The sequence below is a fragment of the Rhizobium sp. AN5 genome, assembly GCF_900215255.1.
Classification (GTDB): Bacteria; Pseudomonadota; Alphaproteobacteria; order Rhizobiales; family Rhizobiaceae; genus Agrobacterium; species Agrobacterium tumefaciens.
Map to the genome: position 1 here is coordinate 1,481,365 of NZ_OCMJ01000003.1, position 19,696 is coordinate 1,501,060.

16 protein-coding genes are annotated in these 19,696 nt (G+C 59.8%); 13 read left to right on the forward strand and 3 right to left on the reverse strand.

Annotation, left to right across the window (positions count from 1 at the left end; genetic code table 11):
- Position 1 precedes the first annotated feature (1 nt).
- Entirely contained in the window at positions 2–778 is a 777-nt protein-coding gene (locus CRP02_RS10225) for an IclR family transcriptional regulator (protein WP_097170994.1), read from the reverse strand.
- Positions 779–1,050: 272 nt separating this feature from the next.
- Here CRP02_RS10225 and CRP02_RS10230 point away from each other — a divergent pair, with 272 nt between their 5' ends.
- On the forward strand, positions 1,051–3,150 hold the full coding sequence (locus CRP02_RS10230; RefSeq protein ID WP_097170995.1) for a TonB-dependent receptor: 2,100 nt from the start codon (positions 1,051–1,053) through the stop codon (positions 3,148–3,150).
- An 88-nt stretch (positions 3,151–3,238) separates the two neighbouring features.
- Here CRP02_RS10230 and CRP02_RS10235 read toward each other — a convergent pair whose 3' ends face one another.
- A complete protein-coding gene (locus CRP02_RS10235; RefSeq protein WP_097170996.1) occupies positions 3,239–4,426 on the reverse strand; it encodes an acyl-CoA dehydrogenase in 1,188 nt (395 codons plus the stop codon).
- Positions 4,427–4,522: 96 nt separating this feature from the next.
- Here CRP02_RS10235 and CRP02_RS10240 point away from each other — a divergent pair, with 96 nt between their 5' ends.
- The 9 genes from CRP02_RS10240 (at position 4,523) to cml (ending at position 14,571) form a co-directional block, all read left to right on the forward strand.
- A complete protein-coding gene (locus CRP02_RS10240; protein ID WP_097099535.1) occupies positions 4,523–5,443 on the forward strand; it encodes a LysR family transcriptional regulator in 921 nt (306 codons plus the stop codon).
- Positions 5,444–5,577: 134 nt separating this feature from the next.
- Entirely contained in the window at positions 5,578–6,645 is a 1,068-nt protein-coding gene (locus CRP02_RS10245) for a LacI family DNA-binding transcriptional regulator (protein ID WP_097170997.1), read from the forward strand.
- The gene (locus tag CRP02_RS10250) at positions 6,642–7,664 is read left to right on the forward strand and encodes an ABC transporter substrate-binding protein (protein WP_097170998.1); all 1,023 of its coding nucleotides are present in this window, start codon (positions 6,642–6,644) and stop codon (positions 7,662–7,664) included. Before CRP02_RS10245 ends, CRP02_RS10250 begins: the two co-directional genes overlap by 4 nt.
- A 169-nt stretch (positions 7,665–7,833) precedes the next feature.
- A complete protein-coding gene (locus CRP02_RS10255) occupies positions 7,834–8,661 on the forward strand; it encodes an ABC transporter permease (RefSeq protein ID WP_003504739.1) in 828 nt (275 codons plus the stop codon).
- On the forward strand, positions 8,658–9,437 hold the full coding sequence (locus CRP02_RS10260; protein WP_003504740.1) for an ABC transporter permease: 780 nt from the start codon (positions 8,658–8,660) through the stop codon (positions 9,435–9,437). The genes CRP02_RS10255 and CRP02_RS10260 overlap by 4 nt, the downstream gene beginning before the upstream one ends.
- Positions 9,430–10,455, forward strand: coding sequence for an ABC transporter ATP-binding protein (locus tag CRP02_RS10265; protein WP_097170999.1), 1,026 nt, complete (start codon positions 9,430–9,432; stop codon positions 10,453–10,455). The genes CRP02_RS10260 and CRP02_RS10265 overlap by 8 nt, the downstream gene beginning before the upstream one ends.
- Positions 10,456–10,457: 2 nt before the next feature.
- Positions 10,458–11,378 carry a nucleoside hydrolase gene (locus tag CRP02_RS10270; RefSeq protein WP_097171000.1) on the forward strand — a complete coding sequence of 307 codons (921 nt, stop codon included), beginning with the start codon at positions 10,458–10,460 and terminating at the stop codon, positions 11,376–11,378.
- Positions 11,375–13,168 (forward strand): adenine deaminase, encoded by a 1,794-nt coding sequence (locus tag CRP02_RS10275; RefSeq protein WP_097171001.1) that lies wholly within the window; start codon positions 11,375–11,377, stop codon positions 13,166–13,168. Before CRP02_RS10270 ends, CRP02_RS10275 begins: the two co-directional genes overlap by 4 nt.
- Positions 13,169–13,380: 212 nt before the next feature.
- Positions 13,381–14,571: a CmlA/FloR family chloramphenicol efflux MFS transporter gene (cml, locus tag CRP02_RS10280; RefSeq protein WP_097171002.1), complete on the forward strand. Its 1,191-nt coding sequence runs from the start codon at positions 13,381–13,383 to the stop codon at positions 14,569–14,571.
- Between the two features lie 73 nt (positions 14,572–14,644).
- Here cml and CRP02_RS10285 read toward each other — a convergent pair whose 3' ends face one another.
- Positions 14,645–15,817, reverse strand: coding sequence for a M20 aminoacylase family protein (locus tag CRP02_RS10285; protein ID WP_179783980.1), 1,173 nt, complete (start codon positions 15,815–15,817; stop codon positions 14,645–14,647).
- A 208-nt stretch (positions 15,818–16,025) separates the two neighbouring features.
- Between CRP02_RS10285 and CRP02_RS10290 the strand changes: the two genes are divergently transcribed.
- The 3 genes from CRP02_RS10290 to CRP02_RS10300 all read left to right on the forward strand — a co-directional run bounded on the left by CRP02_RS10290 (position 16,026) and on the right by CRP02_RS10300 (position 19,685).
- Positions 16,026–16,733 carry a phosphoribosyltransferase gene (locus CRP02_RS10290; RefSeq protein ID WP_097171320.1) on the forward strand — a complete coding sequence of 236 codons (708 nt, stop codon included), beginning with the start codon at positions 16,026–16,028 and terminating at the stop codon, positions 16,731–16,733.
- A gap of 205 nt (positions 16,734–16,938) precedes the next feature.
- Complete coding sequence (locus CRP02_RS10295; RefSeq protein WP_097099525.1) at positions 16,939–17,994, forward strand: dipeptidase; 1,056 nt, start codon at positions 16,939–16,941, stop codon at positions 17,992–17,994.
- Positions 17,995–18,044: 50 nt separating this feature from the next.
- A complete protein-coding gene (locus CRP02_RS10300; RefSeq protein ID WP_097099524.1) occupies positions 18,045–19,685 on the forward strand; it encodes an ABC transporter substrate-binding protein in 1,641 nt (546 codons plus the stop codon).
- Positions 19,686–19,696: the final 11 nt, after the last annotated feature.

A 19,696-nucleotide genomic window follows, 5' to 3' on the forward strand; every position in this document is an offset into this window, starting at 1 on the left:
TTTACGAGCCGTCGGATTCTGCCGTCGCCTTTCCGGCCGCTTCAAGAAGCTGCGGAAAGTGCCGCTCCGTCTCGGCGGTCGCGAGGAAAGACACGGTGGTGACGACGCAACAGATTTCGCCCTGCGCGTCGAAAACCGGGGCGGCCTTGCCGGTCAGGGCGGAGAACAGATGTTCGTTGAGTTCCGCGCCGCCTGTCTCACGAATGGCGTGCAGGACTTTGGCGTCTGGGCGGGACCCGCGAAAAGCGGGCGGCTGCAGCTTGCGCACCGACGCTGTCCTGTCCGGTGGCAGATAAGCCTGAAAAACCAGCCCGCAGGCGCTGTTATCCAGCGGTAGAACATCCCCCAGCGCCACGGTGCTGATGGAGAAGCTGGCACTCCTGTGCCACTGCACCACGGCCGGGCCGCGATCTGTCCAGATCGCTACACCGCAACTGGCGCCGATCTTCGAGGCCAGTGCTTTCATCTGTCGACCGGCGGTTTCGACCGGATTGATTCGTCTGAGTGCGCTGACGCCTATCGAGAGCGCGGTTGGGCCGAGGTCGTAGCTGCCGGTTGCAGGGTCCTGCGCCACCAGTCCTTCCCGCACGAGGCTTTGCAGGTAACGATGAGCTGTGGAGCGGCCTGTGCCGGCGCGTTTGGCGAGTTCGCCGAGTGCAAGCGCCCCGTCCGATTTTGCCAGAAGGTCGAGAAAGCGTGCAGCAATAGAGACCGACTGAATGAGGGCAGAGCGCTTCTCTCCGTCGTTTTCAGGCAGATTGTCTCGCTCGTCATCCATGGCGTCCAAGTCCGCTCCCCGATTTATGTCGTGAACATGCCTAGCGCATCCGACTGGAAATCGGAATCGATTTCTGAGCCATTTCAACGCCTTCCCCTTGAGGCGGGGAACTGCATGACACCGGCCAGTCGATAAACTTTGTTGTAAATATGGCACATCCCGTTACGGAACCCTATCCGCCCACAATACGGAACGCATTCTCTATTGCGAAACGGATAACGCTTCCGTTACTTGAATATGACTTTAATACTCATGTTTACTAGGGGTGTGTTATGGGGTTTCGTACTAGCGGCCGTTTGATGGGCGGGGTCAGCGTTTTGACGCTGGCCGCCCTGTTTGTGACGCCGGTTTTCGCTCAGGAGCAACAGGCCGAGGCCTCGGGAACGACCGTTCTCAAGCCGATTGTGGTGACCGGCGAAAAAGTCGCGCGCGACATGAAGAACACGGCGTCTTCTGTCTCGGTCAAATCCAGCGATGAACTGAAAAAGGAAAAGACCGGCGATCCAACCGTCTCAGATGCGATCAAGGACATTCCAAACGTTGTTTATACCGACAATGTCAGCGCCCCGATCATTCGCGGTCTCGACACGCAGGGCCCGAACACCGGAGCAACGGCGTTCTTCGCCGGCACCGTGCCGCGCGCCACCATCAACGTCGATGGTCACTATCTCGGTTATAACGAGTTCATCTATGGCGCGACCTCCATCTGGGATGTCGAAAGCATCGAGGTCTTCCGTGGGCCGCAGACCACATCGCAGGGCGCCAACGCCATTGCCGGCGCCATTCTCGTCAATACCAAGGACCCGACGTTTACGCCGGAAGCAAGCTATCAGGCCGAAATCGGGAACTATCACCAGAAGCGGGCGTCCTTTGCGGTCTCAGGCCCGTTGATCGAAGACGAGCTGGCGGCGCGTCTGGCAATCGATTATTCGGGTCGCGATACCTTTATCGATTACATCAATTCCGGTTTTGCCCACGCAGGCACCAACCAGGATTTCAAGGAATTCAACGCGCGTTTCAAGCTTCTGTGGGAACCGCCGGAAATTCCGGGCCTGACGACCAAGCTGACCTATTCCTATAACGCCGCCAACCGGCCGAGCCAGGAAGCGGCGTCGCGTCCTTTCGAGGATCTCAACCACATCACCACCACCATGCCGAGCTGGAGCCAGAATACCCACACCGGCATTCTCGACATCAATTACGACTTTGAAAACGGCGTAAAACTCTTCAACCAGACCCAATTTTCCGCTTCCGATGCGCGCCGCAGGGTGGGTGTGGTCAATAATGGCGATGCCAATATCGATCAGACGAACACGTCCCACGAGACCCGTGTGACCTTCGGTGATCAGGAAGATGTGCTGAGCGGCGTCGCGGGCATATTTTACGCCCACACGCAGGCCGATGAAGTTCTTTATCTGCGGGGTACCTACAACAACAGCGTTTCGACATTCGATGATACCAAGGACAATCTAGGTATCTTCAGCGAGCTGAGCTATCGTTTGACGGACCAGTGGACGCTTACCGGCGGCCTGCGTTACCAGACCGACCGTATCCAGCGGGCGGGCCGATCCGTCTATTCGGCCAGGGCGGTGGATTTTGACGAGACATTCTCCGAGCTGCTTCCCAAGGCCTCGCTCGCTTACGCGATCAATGATGACTGGACCGTTGGCGGCATGATCAGCCGTGGTTACAATCCCGGCGGCATATCGCTGAACATCTCGTCGGGCCAATGGTTGCCCTTCGAGAAGGAAACCATCTGGAACTACGAACTCTACACGCGCGCGAAGTTGCTGGATGACAGGCTGACGCTCAACAGCAACCTGTTCTACATGGATTACAAGGACGCCCAGTACAATATTCCGGTCGTTATCTCGTCAGGCATTACTCAATCCTACACCATCAATGCGCAGAAAGCGCATGCCTATGGTCTGGAAGTCGGCGCCGATTATCAGGTTCTCGACAATCTGACGCTGAAGGCAAGTGCCGGCGTGCTGAAGACCGAAATCGACCAGATTTCCAGCAATGCCAGCTATGCAGGCAATGAATTCGCGAAATCGCCTGGTTACATGTTCAGCATCGGGGCAAGCTGGGATGTGACCGACAAGTTCACCGTCTCGGGTCAGGTGCGTCATATCGATGGTTATTATTCCGATACGGCCAACACGGCTGCCTATGCGATCGACCCCTACACCATCGCCGATGTACGCGCGAGCTACAAGTTCCAGGAGGAGATGGAGGTCTACGCTTACGTGAAAAACGTCTTCGACGAGCGTGCGCCGACCTATATGCAGCAGAACCGCGGCATTGGCGGCATCGAGGCCAGCATGACCGAACCGCGCATGTTCGGCATAGGTGTTAGAGGCACGTTCTAAGCGATTGCCTGAACCGGAAAACTAAAAAGGCCTTCGAAGTGATTTTCGAAGGCCTTTTTTTCATGAAGGAAATGATGCGGAGAAGGTCTCAGAAAAACGCCTGAATGCCCGTCTGTGCCCGGCCGAGGATCAGCGCGTGAACATCGTGCGTGCCCTCATAGGTGTTGACCGTTTCGAGGTTCTGGGCGTGGCGCATCACGTGGTACTCGATCTGGATGCCGTTGCCGCCATGCATGTCGCGGGCCTGGCGGGCGATATCCAGCGCCTTGCCGCAATTGTTGCGCTTGATGATGGAGATCATTTCCGGCGCCATTTTGTGCTCGTCCATCACGCGGCCGACGCGCAGCGATGCCTGGAGGCCGAGAGCGATCTCGGTCTGCATGTCGGCCAGCTTTTTCTGGTAAAGCTGCATGCCGGCCAGCGGCTTGCCGAACTGCTTGCGGTCGAGACCATATTGCAGGGCGCGGAACCAGCAATCTTCCGCAGCGCCCATCACGCCCCAGGAAATGCCGTAGCGGGCGCGGTTGAGGCAGCCGAACGGGCCTTTCAGGCCGGAAACATTCGGAAGCAGCGCATCTTCGCCCACTTCCACGCCATCCATGACGATCTCGCCTGTTATGGAGGCGCGCAGCGAAAGCTTGCCGCCGATCTTCGGAGCAGACAGACCCTTCATGCCCTTTTCCAGCACGAAGCCGCGAATCTGGTTGTCGTGGGCTTCGGATTTCGCCCAGACGACGAAGACATCGGCGATGGGGGCATTGGAAATCCACATTTTCGAACCGCGCAGGCGATATCCGCCGGCGATCTTTTCGGCACGGGTCTTCATTCCGCCCGGATCGGAGCCGGCATCCGGTTCGGTCAGGCCGAAACAGCCGATCAGCTCGCCGGAGACGAGACCGGGCAGGTATTTCTTCTTCTGTTCGTCCGAGCCATAAGCGAAGATCGGATGGATGACGAGCGAGGACTGCACGCTCATCATCGAGCGATAACCGCTGTCGATGCGCTCCACCTCACGCGCTACAAGGCCATAGGCCACATAGCTGGCATTTGCGGCGCCATATTCTTCCGGCAGGGTGATGCCGAGCAGGCCGGTACGGCCCATCAGGCGGAACAGTTCCGGTTCGGTGGTCTCGGAAAGATAGGCCTCGGACACACGCGGCATAAGTTCCGATTTGCCGAAGGCTGCGGCGGCGTCGCGGATCATCCGCTCGTCGTCGGTCAGTTGGTCTTCCAGCAGAAAAGGGTCCTGCCAATTGAATGCTGCGCGTTCGCTCACGTTATGCCTCCGGATTTGCTGGCCGGATTATTCGTGTTAGCCCCTGATGGCACAAGCCATGTTTACTCATTTTTGCATTACATATAGTAATGGCTCATGACGTCTCTCAGCCGCAAACTCCTGCCTTCCACCAGTGCGCTTGCCGCCTTTGATTCCGTTGCTCGGCTTGGCAGCTTTTCAGCCGCTGCCGATGAACTTGCCTTGACGCAAGGGGCGATCAGCCGTCAGGTTATGTCACTGGAAGAACAGCTTGGCGTGCGCCTGTTCGAGCGCGGCGCGCGTGGAGTGTCACTGACGACCGAGGGTGGTGCTTACGCGAAATCGATTGCCGCAGCCCTTGGCGAGATACGCGCCGCCTCGCTGCAGATCATGACCAAAACGCATGGCAATACGCTCAATCTAGCGATGCTGCCGACATTCGGCACCCGTTGGCTTCTGCCGCGCATTCCTGATTTCGTCTCCAGTCATCCGGAAATCACCATCAATTTCGCCACCCGCATCGGCCAGTTCGACTTCGAGCGTGAGCAACTGGATATGGCGATCCACATCGGGCAGGCGGATTGGCCGGGGGCGGAAAGCACCTTTCTGATGCATGAGATGGTTGCGCCGGTGTGCAGCCCCGAATTCCTGAAGGCGCATCCGGTCGAAAAGGGTGAGGATATTGCCGGCCTGCCACTGCTGCACATGGCCTCGCGGCCGGGTGCCTGGAGCCACTGGTTCGAGAGCCTCGGCCATTCGCTCGCCTTGCCGCAGGGCATGCGCTTCGAGCAGTTTTCCAGCGTGGCACAGGCCTGTATCGCCGGGCTTGGCGTGGCTTTGATGCCGCTTTTCCTGATTGATAACGAATTGAAATCGCGGCAACTGGTGAAAGCCTACGATCATCAGGCCAAAAGCCCGAGTTCCTATTATGCGGTGGCGCCGCTATCCCGTGCCAACCACGTTCCAGTCGTGCTGTTTCGCGACTGGCTGGTACGGCAGGTCGAGGCCTATCGTGCGGCGGGCAATCTGCCACTGTAAAAATAAGCGCACTTTTTTCGGGCATTTAGAGTTCGTGCCTCGATTTTTGCCCGGTTTTGTCTGTGGCCGGACTCGACAGGACGGTTTTGGTCGACTATCGTGATTAAACGTTTAATCAGCCCTTTCGGACCATCATGGCGTCTTCACGGCCTGCCACCAATCTGAGCGCGATAGCAGCGGCACTCGGCGTGTCGGTTGCAACCGTGTCCAATGCGCTGTCGGGCAAGGGCCGTGTTTCGCCGGAACTGGTGGAGCGCATCCGCAGGACCGCAAGCGAACTTGGTTATGTGCCGAGTTCGGCGGGCAGGGCGTTGCGCACCGGCAGGTCAGGAGTTCTCGGGCTGGTGCTGCCGGATATCGCCAATCCACTCTTCCCACAGATCGCGCAGGCCATCGAAAAGGCAGCCGTCAATGCCGGTTACGGTGTTCTGATCGCCGACTCGCGCGGCGAGATCGCCATGCAGACGGATGCCATCAACCGGCTGATCGAGCGTGGAGTGGATGGCATGGTCGTCGTTCCCCGCCGCGGCACGCGTATCGCGGATGTCGATTGCCCGGTGGCGGTGATCGACAGCCCCTCGACGCCCGGAAACACGGTAGCCGCTGACCACTGGGATGGCGGCCGGCAGATCGGCGAATACCTGACAGCCCTTGGACACGACAAGGTGGTGCTGATCGGCAAAAACCGCGACTCCAATGTACAGAACGACCGCCTCGGCGGCATTCGCGATGGTCTCGGCAAGGCCTGCGTCACGGAGACGCTGTGGGTGGACGCCATTGAAAAGGCGGATGGTGCGGGTTGCCGTCTCGGCCTTGCCGAAAAGGTGAGGGATGGTTTCACTGCCTTTGCTGCCGTATCCGACCTGCATGCGTTGCGCGCGCTCACCGAATTGCAGCGCGAGGGCATCGAGGTGCCGGAAGAGGCGAGTGTAACCGGCTTCGACGATCTGATTTTTTCCGCCGTTGTGACGCCGCCGCTGACGACGATGCGCATGGATATGCGCCGCATCGCCGATCTGGCCGTGGACGCACTGTTGCGCGCGATCGATGGCGAGGCGGGTTTCGAAAACGGCATTGCTGCCGAGGTTACGGCAGAAATCTCGAAAGTACCGATGGCGCTGATCATGCGCGGCTCCACCGGCGAAAAAAAGCATGATGCGATTGAAGCCAAAAACACGACAGCAGGAGAACTCACACCATGAAAAAAATCATTCTTGCATCGGGCGCCGCCCTGATGCTGACGATGGGTGCCGCGCAGGCGCAGGACAAGACGCTGACGATCTCGGTCTACGCTTTCGCGCAGGACGAATTCAAGGAACTGGTCTATACACCGTTCGAGAAGCAATGCGGCTGCAAGCTGGTCGTCGAGACCGGCAACAGCGTTGAGCGTCTGGCCAAGATAGAGGCCAACAAGGCCAATCCGGTGGTCGATCTCGCCATCGTTTCCATGGCGGATGCGCTTTCCGCCACCCGCAAGGACCTGATCCAGAAGATCGATGCCGCCAAGGTGCCGAATATCGGCAAGCTCTATGACATCGCCAAGGATCCGAATGGCGACGGCATGAGCGTTGGCGTCAATTTCTACGCCACGTCAATCGTTTACCGCACAGACAAGATGAAGATCGATAGCTGGGCCGATCTTTTGAAGGACGGTATCGTCGACCACGTCGCTTTCCCGAATGTCACCACCAATCAGGGCCCGCCGGCGCTTTACATGCTGGGCAAGGCCATCGGCAAGGACACGCCTGATCTTTCCGGCGCTATCGAAGCCGTGGGCGAAAAGAAGGACGATATCGTCACGTTCTACGTGAAATCGTCGCAGCTGGTGCAGCTCATGCAGCAGGAAGAAATCTGGGCCGCCCCCATCGGCCGCTTCTCCTGGGCGCCCTTTACCAAGCTCGATCTGCCGCTTGCCTGGGCAACCCCCAAGGAAGGCCAGACCGGCGGCATGAATGTGCTCGTGGTGCCGAAGGGCACGAAGAACGAAGATCTGGCGCTGCAGTTCATGGATTTCTGGCTCTCGACCGACGTTCAGAAGGCGCTGGCCGAAAAGCTGGTGGACAGCCCGACCAACAAGGAAGTCAAGGTGTCTGACGAGGTGGCGAACAACATCACCTATGGCGACGAAACCGCAAAAAGCCTGCAGCTCATTCCTTCCGACGTGACGCTCGACAACCGCGACAAGTGGCTGTCGGAGTGGAATGCCAAGGTCGGCCAGTAAGTCCTTATCAAGGTTTGGAATGGGGCATTTAAAACGTCCGAAAGGGCGGCTCCATTCCCGGAAAAGCGGTTTGGTCGTCCCCTGACCGCTTTTCCACCTCTCAATTCCGCAAGCCGGCTCTGGCCGGTTGCAGTAACAATCGGCCGCGGGCCGTTCAGGGAATAAAGTGATGTTTCAGAACCGGGCCGAAGCGCTGGCGCTTGCCTTGCCCGCCGCTATTTTCGCGGCGGCGGTCTTTCTTGTGCCGGTCTTCATGCTCCTGTCGGAGGGCTTTCACACCACTGACGGCTGGACATTATCCGCTTACGCCGATTTCTTCTCCGATCCGCTGAACAGGGCGGTTTTCCTGCGCACCCTGAAGCTTGGCGCGCTCGTCACCATCGTATCTGCGGTGGTGGGTTATGCGGCGGCTTTCGCCATCGTCAATCTGTCGCAGGGCGCGAAAGGCCATGTCGTCAATCTGGTCGTCTTGCCGCTGATGATCTCGCCGGTTGCCCGCACCTATGCCTGGATCGTCATTCTCGGCAGAACCGGCATCGTCAACCAGGCGCTTCAGGCGGTAGGACTGAGCGATGCGCCGATCCGCATCCTGTTTTCCGAAACGGCTGTTTTCATCGGCCTTCTGCAATTGTTCCTGCCATTGATGATCATTTCCCTCATCAGCGCGCTGGAGAATATGCCCAAGGATACGATCGCAGCCGCCCGCGTTCTCGGCGCAAACTGGCTTCAGGTGTTCTGGAAGGTCATCCTGCCGCTCACCAAGGAGGGGCTTGTTGTCGGCGGCACGCTGGTCTTCACCGGTTCGCTCACGGCCTATATCACGCCGGCCATTCTCGGCGGCTCCAAGGTGCTGATGCTGGAAACCCTGCTCTACCAGCAGGTGACAGTCTCCAACAATTTTGTCGCCGCCAGCGTCATCGCCTTCATCCTGATCGTCATGAGCTTTGCCGCCAATATCCTGCTGAAGCGCATCGCCACCGCAAGGAACAAGAAATGACCCGGCAGCTCTTCATTCCGCTCACGCTCCTGCTCGTTGTCGGCTTCCTCATCGGGCCGTTCCTCATCATCGTTGCGGCCTCATTTTCGGCCGGCGACACGCTCGCCTTTCCGCCGCAGGGCTTTTCACTGAAATGGATCGCGAAGGTCTTCACCGTCGAAAGTTTCCGTGAAAGCTTCGCGATGTCGATGTTCCTCGCCATCGGCGGCACATTCACGGCGCTCGTCCTCGGTATTCCCGCTTCCTACGCCATGTCGCGCTACAAGCTGCCCTTTGCGGAAACCGTGCGCACGATTGTTTCGGCGCCGATCATCGTGCCGGGTATCATCGTCGGTCTGGCGCTGCTGCGCTATTTTGTCGTGCCCTTCGGCATCGGCATCACGCTTGCCCTGTTTCTCGCGCACACGGCGCTCATCCTGCCCTATGCGGTACGGGTGGTTTCGGCCAGCCTCAACAATCTGCGTTCGGATATCGAGGAGGCGGCGGTGCTGCTCGGCTCGTCGCGGTTTGGCGCATTTTTCCGTGTGGTGCTGCCCAATATTCGCGGCGGCATCCTGTCGGCCTTCATCCTCGGTTTCGTGACGAGTTTCAATCAGGTGCCCGTGTCGCTGTTCCTGTCGGGTCCGGGCGTGCGCACGCTGCCCATCGACATGCTGGGCTACATGGAAATCGTCTTCGATCCGTCTGTCGCCGCACTCTCCTCGCTGCTCGCCTTCCTTTCCATCGGCATCGTCTTCCTGGCCGAACGTTTTCTGGGGTTCTCCCGTTATGTCTGACGCAAATTACCTTTCGCTCCAAAAAGTCTCGCTCGCCTATGGCAACAGCATCGCCGTCAAGGATCTCGACCTCGATATCCGCAAGGGTGAACTTCTCGCGCTGCTCGGTCCTTCCGGCTGTGGCAAGACCACCACGATGCGCGCCATTGCCGGGCTGATGCCGGTGGCGGCCGGACGCATCGATCTCGACGGCGCCGATATCACCCGCGTCGCCGCCAACAAGCGCGCCGTCGGGCTGGTGTTTCAGTCCTATGCGCTGTTTCCGCACCTGACGGTTTACGAAAACGTCGCCTTCGGCCTGAAACTCAAGGGCATGAACGGCAAGGCGCTTGATGACAAGGTTACCTCCGGCCTGAAGTCCGTGGGATTGTCGAACTTCGCATCGCGCAAGCCCGCCGAGCTTTCCGGCGGCCAGCAGCAGCGCGTGGCGCTGGCGCGCTCCATGGTCATGGAGCCGAAGGTGCTGCTGCTCGATGAGCCGCTCTCCAACCTCGATGCGCGCCTCAGGCTTGAAATGCGCACCGAATTGCAGCGCGTGCAGAAGGAAACCGGTGTGACGATGATTTTCGTCACCCATGACCAGATCGAGGCGCTCGCGCTGGCCGACCGTATTGTCGTCATGAAGGGCGGCAAGATTGAGCAGATCGGTACGCCGGAAGAGATCTACAATGCGCCGGTTTCCGCCTTCGTGGCGGATTTCGTCGGCTTTGAAAACATCTTCGCGCTGGAAGGCGGCGCGTTGAAGACCGAAAACGGCACAACACCGCTTACCGGACCAGTCCCTTCAGCATCTGGACTGGCCTGGCGGCCGCGCATGGTCACCCTTGGTTCAGGTCCTTTCCAGGGAACCGTGCGCGGCACATCCTTTGCCGGAAATTCCCGTGAGTACCTGCTGGATACGCCGCTTGGTCCCATTAAGGCGGAGACCGATGCTGCGCTGAGCGCCCATACGATCGGTGATACGCTCGCCTTCGACCTTCCGGTCGAAAAGGCGGCAAGTCTCAAGGTGTTTGGCTGATCATGGGTGTGTGGATCGATACCGATATGGGCTTTGACGATATCGCCGCCATCATGGTGGTGCAATCGGCAGGCCTTGCCATAGACGGCATTTCGCTGGTCTTCGGCAATTCGACGCTGGATGCTGTCTGCCGCAACGCCGCCGGCGCGGTCGCCGTCTTCGGCTGGTCCATGCCCATCCATCAGGGCCGTGCCAAACCCGTCCTTGGCGCGCTCGAAACCGCACAATGCATTCTGGGTGACAGCGGCATTCCGACCGTCGGCCGCAGCCTGCCGGAAGCGCCCGCTCTGCCACAAAGCGACGCTTTCACTGCGCTGTGCGGCTGGCTTGAGGGGGCAGGCGAAAAGCGTATCCTCGCGCTCGGCCCGCTCACCAATATCGCCGCCCTTTGCCTGGCCCGGCCTGATCTTGTTGCCAGAATTTCAGACCTGACCTGGATGGGCGGCGGCGTGACGAGCGGCAACCACACCGCATCTGCCGAATTCAACGCCTTTGCCGATCCGGAAGCGCTGGCCATCGTGCTTTCCAACGGCCTGCCGCTGCGCATGGTCGATCTGGACGCCTGCCGCAAGGTCACCGCCTCGCCAGCCGACGTGCTGCCGATCCGAAATGCTGGCGGCAAAAACGCCGGCCTGATTGCCGACCTGCTGGAAGGTTTCATCGGCATCGCCACGAGACGCGGCAGACCGGCCATGGCGCTTTACGATCCCGTTGCCGCTGTCGGCTTCACCTCCGAGCTGCTTGGCTGGCGCCATACGCGGATCGATGTCGAGCTTCACGCGGCGCTAACGCGCGGGCGAACGGTAGTTGAGCCGCGTGCCGACAAGGTTGCCGCCTTCAACGCGCATTTCGCCGACACCGTGAATGCCGAAGCGGCAAAGGCTGCGGTTCTCGAGGCTTTGCGCCGCGAGGCTGCCCGATGAGTGCACAATCCCCGATACGCGAGCCGGCCGATCTCAACGACGATGCGCTGCGCGCCCGCGCGGTTGCCGCTGCGCGAGGCGATGCGGCTTTCGATGTTCTCATTACCGGCGGAACGCTGGTGGACGTGGTGACGGGGGAGCTTCGCGCCGCTGATATCGGCATTGTCGGTCCGCTAATCGCCAGCGTTCACGAACCGGCAAGCCGCAGCGATGCTGCGCAGCTCGTCGACGCGTCGGGCGCTTTTGTCTCGCCCGGCCTGATCGATACGCATATGCACATCGAAAGCTCGATGATAACGCCTGCTGCCTATGCGGCGGCAGTGGTTGCCGGCGGCGTTACGACTATCGTCTGGGACCCGCATGAATTCGGCAATGTCCATGGTGTCGAAGGGGTGCGCTGGGCTGCGAAATCCATCGAAAACCTGCCGCTGCGCGCCATTCTGCTTGCACCGTCCTCAGTGCCGTCAGCACCGGGGCTGGAGCGCGGCGGCGCTGATTTCGATGCCGGAATTCTCGCTGATATCCTGTCATGGCCGCAGATTGGCGGCGTTGCGGAAATCATGAACATGCGCGGCGTCATCGACCGCGATCCGCGCATGAGCGGTATCGTACAGGCCGGTCTTGTCTCGGAAAAGCTGATCTGTGGCCATGCGCGCGGCCTGAAGAACGCCGATCTCAACGCCTTCATGGCGGCAGGTGTTTCTTCCGATCACGAGCTGGTCTCGGCTGAAGACCTGATGGCGAAGCTTCGGGCGGGATTGACCATCGAGCTGCGCGGCTCGCACGATCATCTGCTGCCGGAATTTGTGGAGGCGCTGAATACGCTCGGCCACCTGCCGCAGACACTGACGCTCTGCACAGACGACGTGTTCCCGGATGACCTGCTGCGGGGCGGTGGGCTGGATGATGTGGTGCGCCGCCTTGTCGGTTACGGGCTGAGGCCCGAGTGGGCGCTGCGCGCCGCGACCCTCAATGCCGCACAACGGCTCGGCCGTTCCGATCTCGGCCTCATCGCCGCCGGTCGCCGCGCTGACATCGTCGTTTTCGAGGATTTGAGTGGTTTTGCCGCCCGCCACGTTCTGGCAGGGGGCAGGGCGGTTGCGGAAGGCGGGCATATGCTCGTCGACATTCCGGCCTGTGATGCGGCGGTGCTCGAAGGCTCGATGAAGCTGCCGCAGCGTAATGCCGATGATTTCCGGGTTGCCTGCGAGGGCGCGAGGGTGCGCCTTGCCACCATCGACCGCCCACGCTTCACGCAATGGGGCGAGGCGGAAGCCGAGGTGAAGGATGGTTTCGTCGTTCCGCCCGAAGGCGCGACGATGATTTCCGTTACCCACCGCCACGGCAAGGCCGAGCCAGTTACCAGGACCGGCTTCCTTACCGGCTGGGGACGCTGGAACGGCGCCTTTGCCACCACCGTCTCGCATGACAGCCACAACCTCACCGTTTTCGGCGGTAATGCCGAAGACATGGCGCTGGCCGCCAATGCGGTGATTGCGGCAGGCGGCGGCATGGCTGTCGCCTCTGAGGGTAAGGTGACCGCTCTTCTACCCCTGCCGCTCTCCGGCCTCGTTTCCGATGCGCCGCTTGAAGACGTAGCACAGGCTTTCGAGGAATTGCGCGCCGCTGTCGGCAAGGTGGTGGAATGGCAACCGCCCTATCTCGTTTTCAAGGCCTGTTTCGGTGCCACGCTTGCCTGCAATATCGGCCCTCACCAGACGGATATGGGCATTGCCGATGTGTTGCCGGGACGGGTGATGGAAAGCCCGGTGCTTGCGGTGATGGGGTAAACCAGGGTCGGGCGTTGCCAAAAAGCCGGCATATTGCTAAATCCAACCCCTGTTACCTGTCGCTTTATAGGGATGTTGAACATGGGTGCCTCGAAGTCATCAGATAAGTAAGCCGCAACGACGATATTTCGTTGTTGCGGCGTTCTGTCGAGCGATCCCTGTTTCATCGGGCAGACGCCGCCAAATGTCCTCATTTGAGCGGATCAATTCTCATGTCTATTCCAACTCCCGTTTGGGGGAGATCGCTGTTGGCAGCAATGCTGCTCATGGCTCCCTTTGATATTCTCGCCTCGCTGGCCATGGATATTTACCTGCCGGTCGTTCCCATCATGCCGGAAGCCCTCGGCACGACACCGATGGTGGTTCGACTCACGCTCACCGTTTACATGGTGATGCTCGGCCTTGGGCAAATCGTGTTTGGGCCTATCTCCGACCGCATTGGCCGCCGGCCCGTCTTGATCGGCGGCGCCCTACTGTTTGTCGTGGCCTCGTTCTGCCTCGCAGCTGTGACAACCGCGAGCGCCTTTATCGTTTTCCGGTTCCTTCAGTCGGCTGGAGCGGCGGCGGCATTGGTCGCCACTTTCGCCACCGTTCGAGACGTCTATGCGGACAGCGCGGAAGCAACGACGATATACGGAACGTTCAGCTCCATTCTCGCATTCGTCCCGGCACTCGGTCCGATCGTCGGGGCGGTCATCGCCAATGAATTCGGCTGGCGTGCCATCTTCGTCACCCTGGGCGCGGCGGCTTTCATTGCGACGGTTGCCGCCGTGATGAACTGGAGCGAAACCCGACCGGCGACGGCAGCGATGTCACGCCCATCGCCTCTGCGCATGTTGGGCAGTGGTCGCTTCTGGACCTATACACTTGGGTTCAGCACTGCCATGGGTACGTTTTTCGTATTCTTCTCCACCGCTCCGCTCGTCATGATCGGCAGGGCAGGTCTCTCCGAGTTGGAGTTCAGCCTGGCTTTTGCAACGGTGGCAATCGCAATGATCGTTACCACCCGTTTTGCGAAGTTTTTCGTTGCCAGATGGGGTGTGCAGGGCAGTCTCGTGAGGGGCATGGCCCTGTTGTTGGTGGCGGCGTTTCTGTTCACTACAGGTGAAGTCGGGGCGGTTCCGTCATTTTTGACGTTTATCGTACCGATGTGGGTCATGGCGGTCGGGATCGTTTTAACGGTTTCGGTCACCGCCAATGGCGCGCTGGAGGAGTTCGGGCACATGGCTGGAACAGCCGTCGCCTTCTATTTCTGCATTCAAAGTCTGTTTGTGGGAATAGCGGGCACCTTGGCTGTCGTCATCCTGCCGGGTGATACGGCATGGCCAGTGGTCGCCTATGCGTCGATCATGGCCTGCCTTGTCCTGACGGCGCTGTATATGCTGAACCGCCGGAATATCTGAGCGAGAAAGCCGGGCAGCGCGTCTGCCGCTGCCCGGCTTTTCAGATTTGGGAATGCAAAAAGTGGCTTGCGCCCTATTCCGCCGCCAGTTCCTGCTCCACTAGCGTTGCCCAGAAGGCGACCCCTGGAACGATTGCAGCGTCATTGAAGTCGTAGGAGGTGTTGTGGTGCAGCGCGCCATCCACCGCAGGGCCGTTGCCGAGCCAGACGTAGCAGCCGGGGGCCTCGCCCGCGAAAAAGGCGAAGTCGTCGCCGGCGGTCGAGGGTGGGAAGGCGGTGCGGGATTTGTTGCCGAAGACGGTCTTGGCGGCTCGGAGCGCCCGTTTCGTCGCATCGGCCTCGTTTATGACGGGCGGAATGCGGCGGATGAATTCATAGCTTGCCTCGATGCCGAACATCGCGGCCGTACCCTTGGCGAGCCTGCCGATTTCCGTTTCAAGCTGGCTGCGCACATCCGGCGCATAGGCCCGCGCCGTGCCGCCGATTTCGACGAGATCGGGAATGACGTTGAGCGCCTTCGGGTCACCCGCCTGCACCGAGCAAGCGCTGACGACGGCAGGTTGCAGCGGATCGACGACGCGGCCGACGATGGTTTGCAGCGAAGCGAGGAAGGTGCCCGCCGCCGTTACCGGATCGCGGCCGAGATGCGGCTTGGCGCCGTGGGTGCCAATGCCCCTGAAGGTGATGCGCCAGCTATCGGAAGAGGCAAGCTGCGGTCCTTCCACCACGGCCATCTCGTCAACGCCAAGCCCCGGCATGTTGTGCAGGCCATAAACTGCATCGCAGGGAAACAGGTCGAAAAGCCCGTCCTCAACCATTTTTTTGGCGCCGCCACGGCCTTCTTCGGCCGGCTGGAAGATGAAATGGACGGTGCCGGAAAAATCGCGGGTACTGGCGAGGTATCGCGCAGCGCCCAGCAGCATAGCGGTGTGGCCGTCATGGCCGCAGGCATGCATCTTGCCGGGGAACTTCGATTTATAGGGCCGGTCTGGAATTTCCGGCATGGCGAGCGCATCCATGTCGGCGCGAAGACCGATGCTGCGGGTGCCGTTGCCCACCTGCAAAGTACCGACCACGCCGGTACCGCCAAGGCCGCGATGCACCTTCACTCCCGCCCTTTCGAGAAGATCGGCAACGATGGCGCTGGTTCTCTCCTCTTCAAAGCCCAGTTCCGGATGGGCGTGGAGATCGTGGCGAAGCTCCGTCAGGAATGGCAGGTCCTCGCCGATGCGGTCCAGCAGTCTCATGGGTAGCTTGTCCTTGAATATGGGGAAAACCCACGCCATAGGTGGGCTTGTCCGAATGCCTGTTGCTTTGTTTCCTTCTAGCTGAAAAACCCAATGAAATGAACCCGCCGCATGCCTGCGGTTGTCGAAATGCCTGATATGTCGAACGGGGATGGCGCGGATGAAAATCGCTTCCGCTTTTGCCGTCCCGCTTCTGAAAGGAAAACCGATGCCGCAATCCACATCGCCCGCCGCATCATCCCCCGCCGCGCCGCATGAGTTCTGGCAGGCTGTTCTACCGCCCCGTTCATTCGATACGACAGGCCCGCATTCGGCTTTCTTTCCGGCGGAGCTGGATGACGGGCGGCAGATCTGCCTGCCGATCCGGCCCTTGGCGGATGGCGAACATGCGCTCGCCTCGCTCATCGTCAATCAGGCCTCTTTTGACGTGCTGGAAGTGCTGGCCGCCGACCTTGCGGAAAAGCTTCGCCCACTCAAGCCAGATGTCGTGATCGGCCTGCCGACTCTGGGGCTCACGCTTGCCGCAGCCGTTGCCCGTCACCTCGGCCATTCGCGATATGTGCCGCTCGGCACTTCGCGCAAATTCTGGTATCTGGAGGAACTGTCGGTGCCGATGTCCTCCATCACCACCAAGCAGGAAAAACGGCTTTACATCGATCCGCGCATGTTGCCACTCATCGAGGGCAGGCGGGTGGCGCTGGTGGACGATGTCATCTCCAGCGGCAGTTCCATCATTTCAGGTCTTTCGCTTCTCGCCTCATCCGGCATCAAGCCGTTGGCAATCGGCGCTGCCATGCTGCAATCGGATCGCTGGATGCAAAAAATCGCTGCTTTCGGGCCGGAATGGCCGGAGCGGGTGAGGGGTGTTTTCGCGACGCCGCTGCTGAAAAAAGCCGAAGGCGGCTGGCAGGCTTGACGTTGCGCAATTCCCGGCAAAAGGCAAGTGGTGATAATTTCATCGTTGCCTAATTTGCGTCTTGCGGAGCCGTGAGAGATCGTCCTAAGATCGTTTCTGACAGACTATAGCAGTCGGCGAAAAACGCGCCGGTTTGCTCTCGCGCGGTGTTATTCCGGCGTCTGCCCGCCCCCTTTGGTTTTGCCGCTTACTGGAATTTCTTGACATGCATGCAGTGTTCGACGGTCATAATGATGTGCTGCTTCGGTTGTGGCGCAACAGCAAGGCCGGTGGCGATCCGGTGGCTGAATTCAAGAACGGCACGCGCGAAGGCCATATCGATGGTCCGCGTGCACGTGCAGGCGGTCTCGGCGGCGGCATCTGCGCCATCTACATTCCCTCCGGCGATCTGGTCCTGCAGGAGCCGGACGCGCAGGGTCATTACGATACACCGCTTGCGGCACCGCTCGAACGCCAGCCCTCGCTCGATATTGCGATGGAAAAGGCTGCGATCGCGCTCAGGCTTGACCGTGCCGGCGCCTGGCGCCTCTGCCGCTCGACGGCCGATATCCGCAAGGCCTTTGCCGAGGATATTTTCGCGGCCGTGCTGCACATGGAAGGCTGTGAGGCGATCGGTGCCGATCTCGATGCGCTTGAGGTTTTTTATGCCGCCGGCCTGCGCTCGCTCGGTCCGGTCTGGAGCCGGCACAATATTTTCGGTCACGGCGTTCCCTTCTCCTATCCAATGTCGCCCGATACCGCGCCCGGCCTTACCGATGCCGGTTTTGCGCTGGTCAAGGAGTGCAACCGGCTCGGCATTCTCATCGATCTCGCCCACATCACCGAAAAGGGCTTCTGGGATGTGGCGAAGACCACGAACCAGCCTTTGATCGCCAGCCATTCCAACGCACATGCGCTCACCCCCGTCGCACGCAATCTTACTGACCGGCAGATGGATGCCATCAAGGAGAGCGGCGGTCTGGTGGGCCTCAACTACGCGGTCACCATGCTGCGGGCGGATGCGCGCGACATTGCCGACACGCCGCTTTCCGACATGGTGCGCCACATCGACTACATGGTGGAGCGCATGGGCATCGATTGCGTGGCGCTCGGATCGGATTTCGACGGTGCGACGGTACCCGTTGGCGTTGCCGATGCCAGCGGCAACCACAATCTGGTTGCGGCGCTGAAATCGGCGGGCTACGGTGATGGAGAACTTGCTAAAATATGCCGGGAAAACTGGCTGCGCGTCCTATCCCAGGCCTGGCACGAGCCGGCCTGAAGGCAAATAAAAGCGAACTAAATCAATCTCATAACAAAAGGGGAGATCCTATGATCAAATCGCTCAACAAGTCCATGCGTATTCTCAGCACCAGCGCTGCTCTTTCGCTGATGATGCTGTCTGCGCCGCACGCTTTTGCTGCCACGCCGGCAGATACGCTGGTTGAAGGTTTCGCCATCGACGACATCATCACGCTCGATCCGGGTGAGGCATTCGAGCTTTCGGCAGCTGAAGTAACCGGCAACACCTACAGCAAGCTGGTTTCCATCGATCTCAACGACACCTCCAAGGTGATCGGCGATCTGGCCGAGAGCTGGACGACCTCTGAAGACGGTCTCACCTATACCTTCAAACTGAAGACCGGCCTGAAATTCGCCTCCGGCAATCCGGTGACGGCAGATGATGTTGCCTTTTCCTTTGAACGCGCCATCAAGCTCGACAAGTCGCCAGCATTCCTTCTGACGCAGTTCGGTCTCAAGGGCGACAACGTCACTGAGAAGGCGAAAGCGACGGACGCCAACACCTTCGTACTGACGGTCGACAAGCCCTATGCACCGAGCTTCGTGCTGAACGTTCTGACCGCGACGGTTGCCGCAGTTGTCGACAAGAAGCTGGTGACCGAAAAGGCCAAGCCCGTCACGCCGAGTGCCGACTACAAATACGACACCGATTTCGGCAATGCGTTCCTGAAGACAGGTTATGCCGGTTCCGGCCCCTACAAGATCCTTGGGTGGAAGGCCAACGAATCCGTCGTTCTGGAAGTGAACCCGAACTACTACGGCGAAAAGCCGAAGCTGAAGCGCGTGGTCTATCGTCACATGAAGGAAAGCTCCGGCCAGCGCCTGGCGCTTGAAAACGGTGATATCGACGTTGCCCGCAACCTCGAGCCGGGTGATATGGAAGCCGTTTCCAAGAAGGAGGGCCTTGCCGTCACCTCCGCGCCCAAGGGCACCGTTTATTACTTCAGCCTCAACCAGAAGAACGAGAACCTGAAGAAGCCTGAGGTCGTCGAGGCCTTCAAATATCTCGTCGACTACGACGCGATCGGCGCGACGATCATCAAGGGCATCGGCGAAATCCACCAGACCTTCCTGCCAAAGGGCCAGCTCGGCGCGCTTGACGAGAACCCATACAAGCTCGACGTCGCCAAGGCCAAGGAACTGCTGGCGAAGGCCGGCCTGAAGGACGGCTTCACCGTGACCATGGATGTGCGTAACACGCAGCCGGTAACCGGCATTGCCGAAAGCGTACAGCAGACGCTGGCGCAGGCTGGCATCAAGCTGGAAATCATTCCGGGCGACGGCAAGCAGACGCTGACCAAGTACCGCGCCCGCACGCACGATATCTATATCGGCCAGTGGGGTTCGGACTATTTCGACCCGAACTCGAATGCCGAAACCTTCACGATCAACTACGACAACTCCGAAGAAGGCAAGAACAAGACGCTCGCCTGGCGCAACGCCTGGGACGTTCCGGAGCTGACGAAGGAAACGCAGTCGGCACTTCTGGAAAAGGATAATGCCAAGCGCGCCGCCATCTATCAGAACCTCCAGAAGGAAGTTCTCGAAAAAGGCCCGTTCGTCATCATCTTCCAGCAGACGGAAGTGGCGGGATACTCCGCGAAGCTCAAGGGCCTGAAGCTCGGACCGAGCTTCGACACCAACTACGTCTATACGATCTCCAAGGAATGATCCGGAAGGAT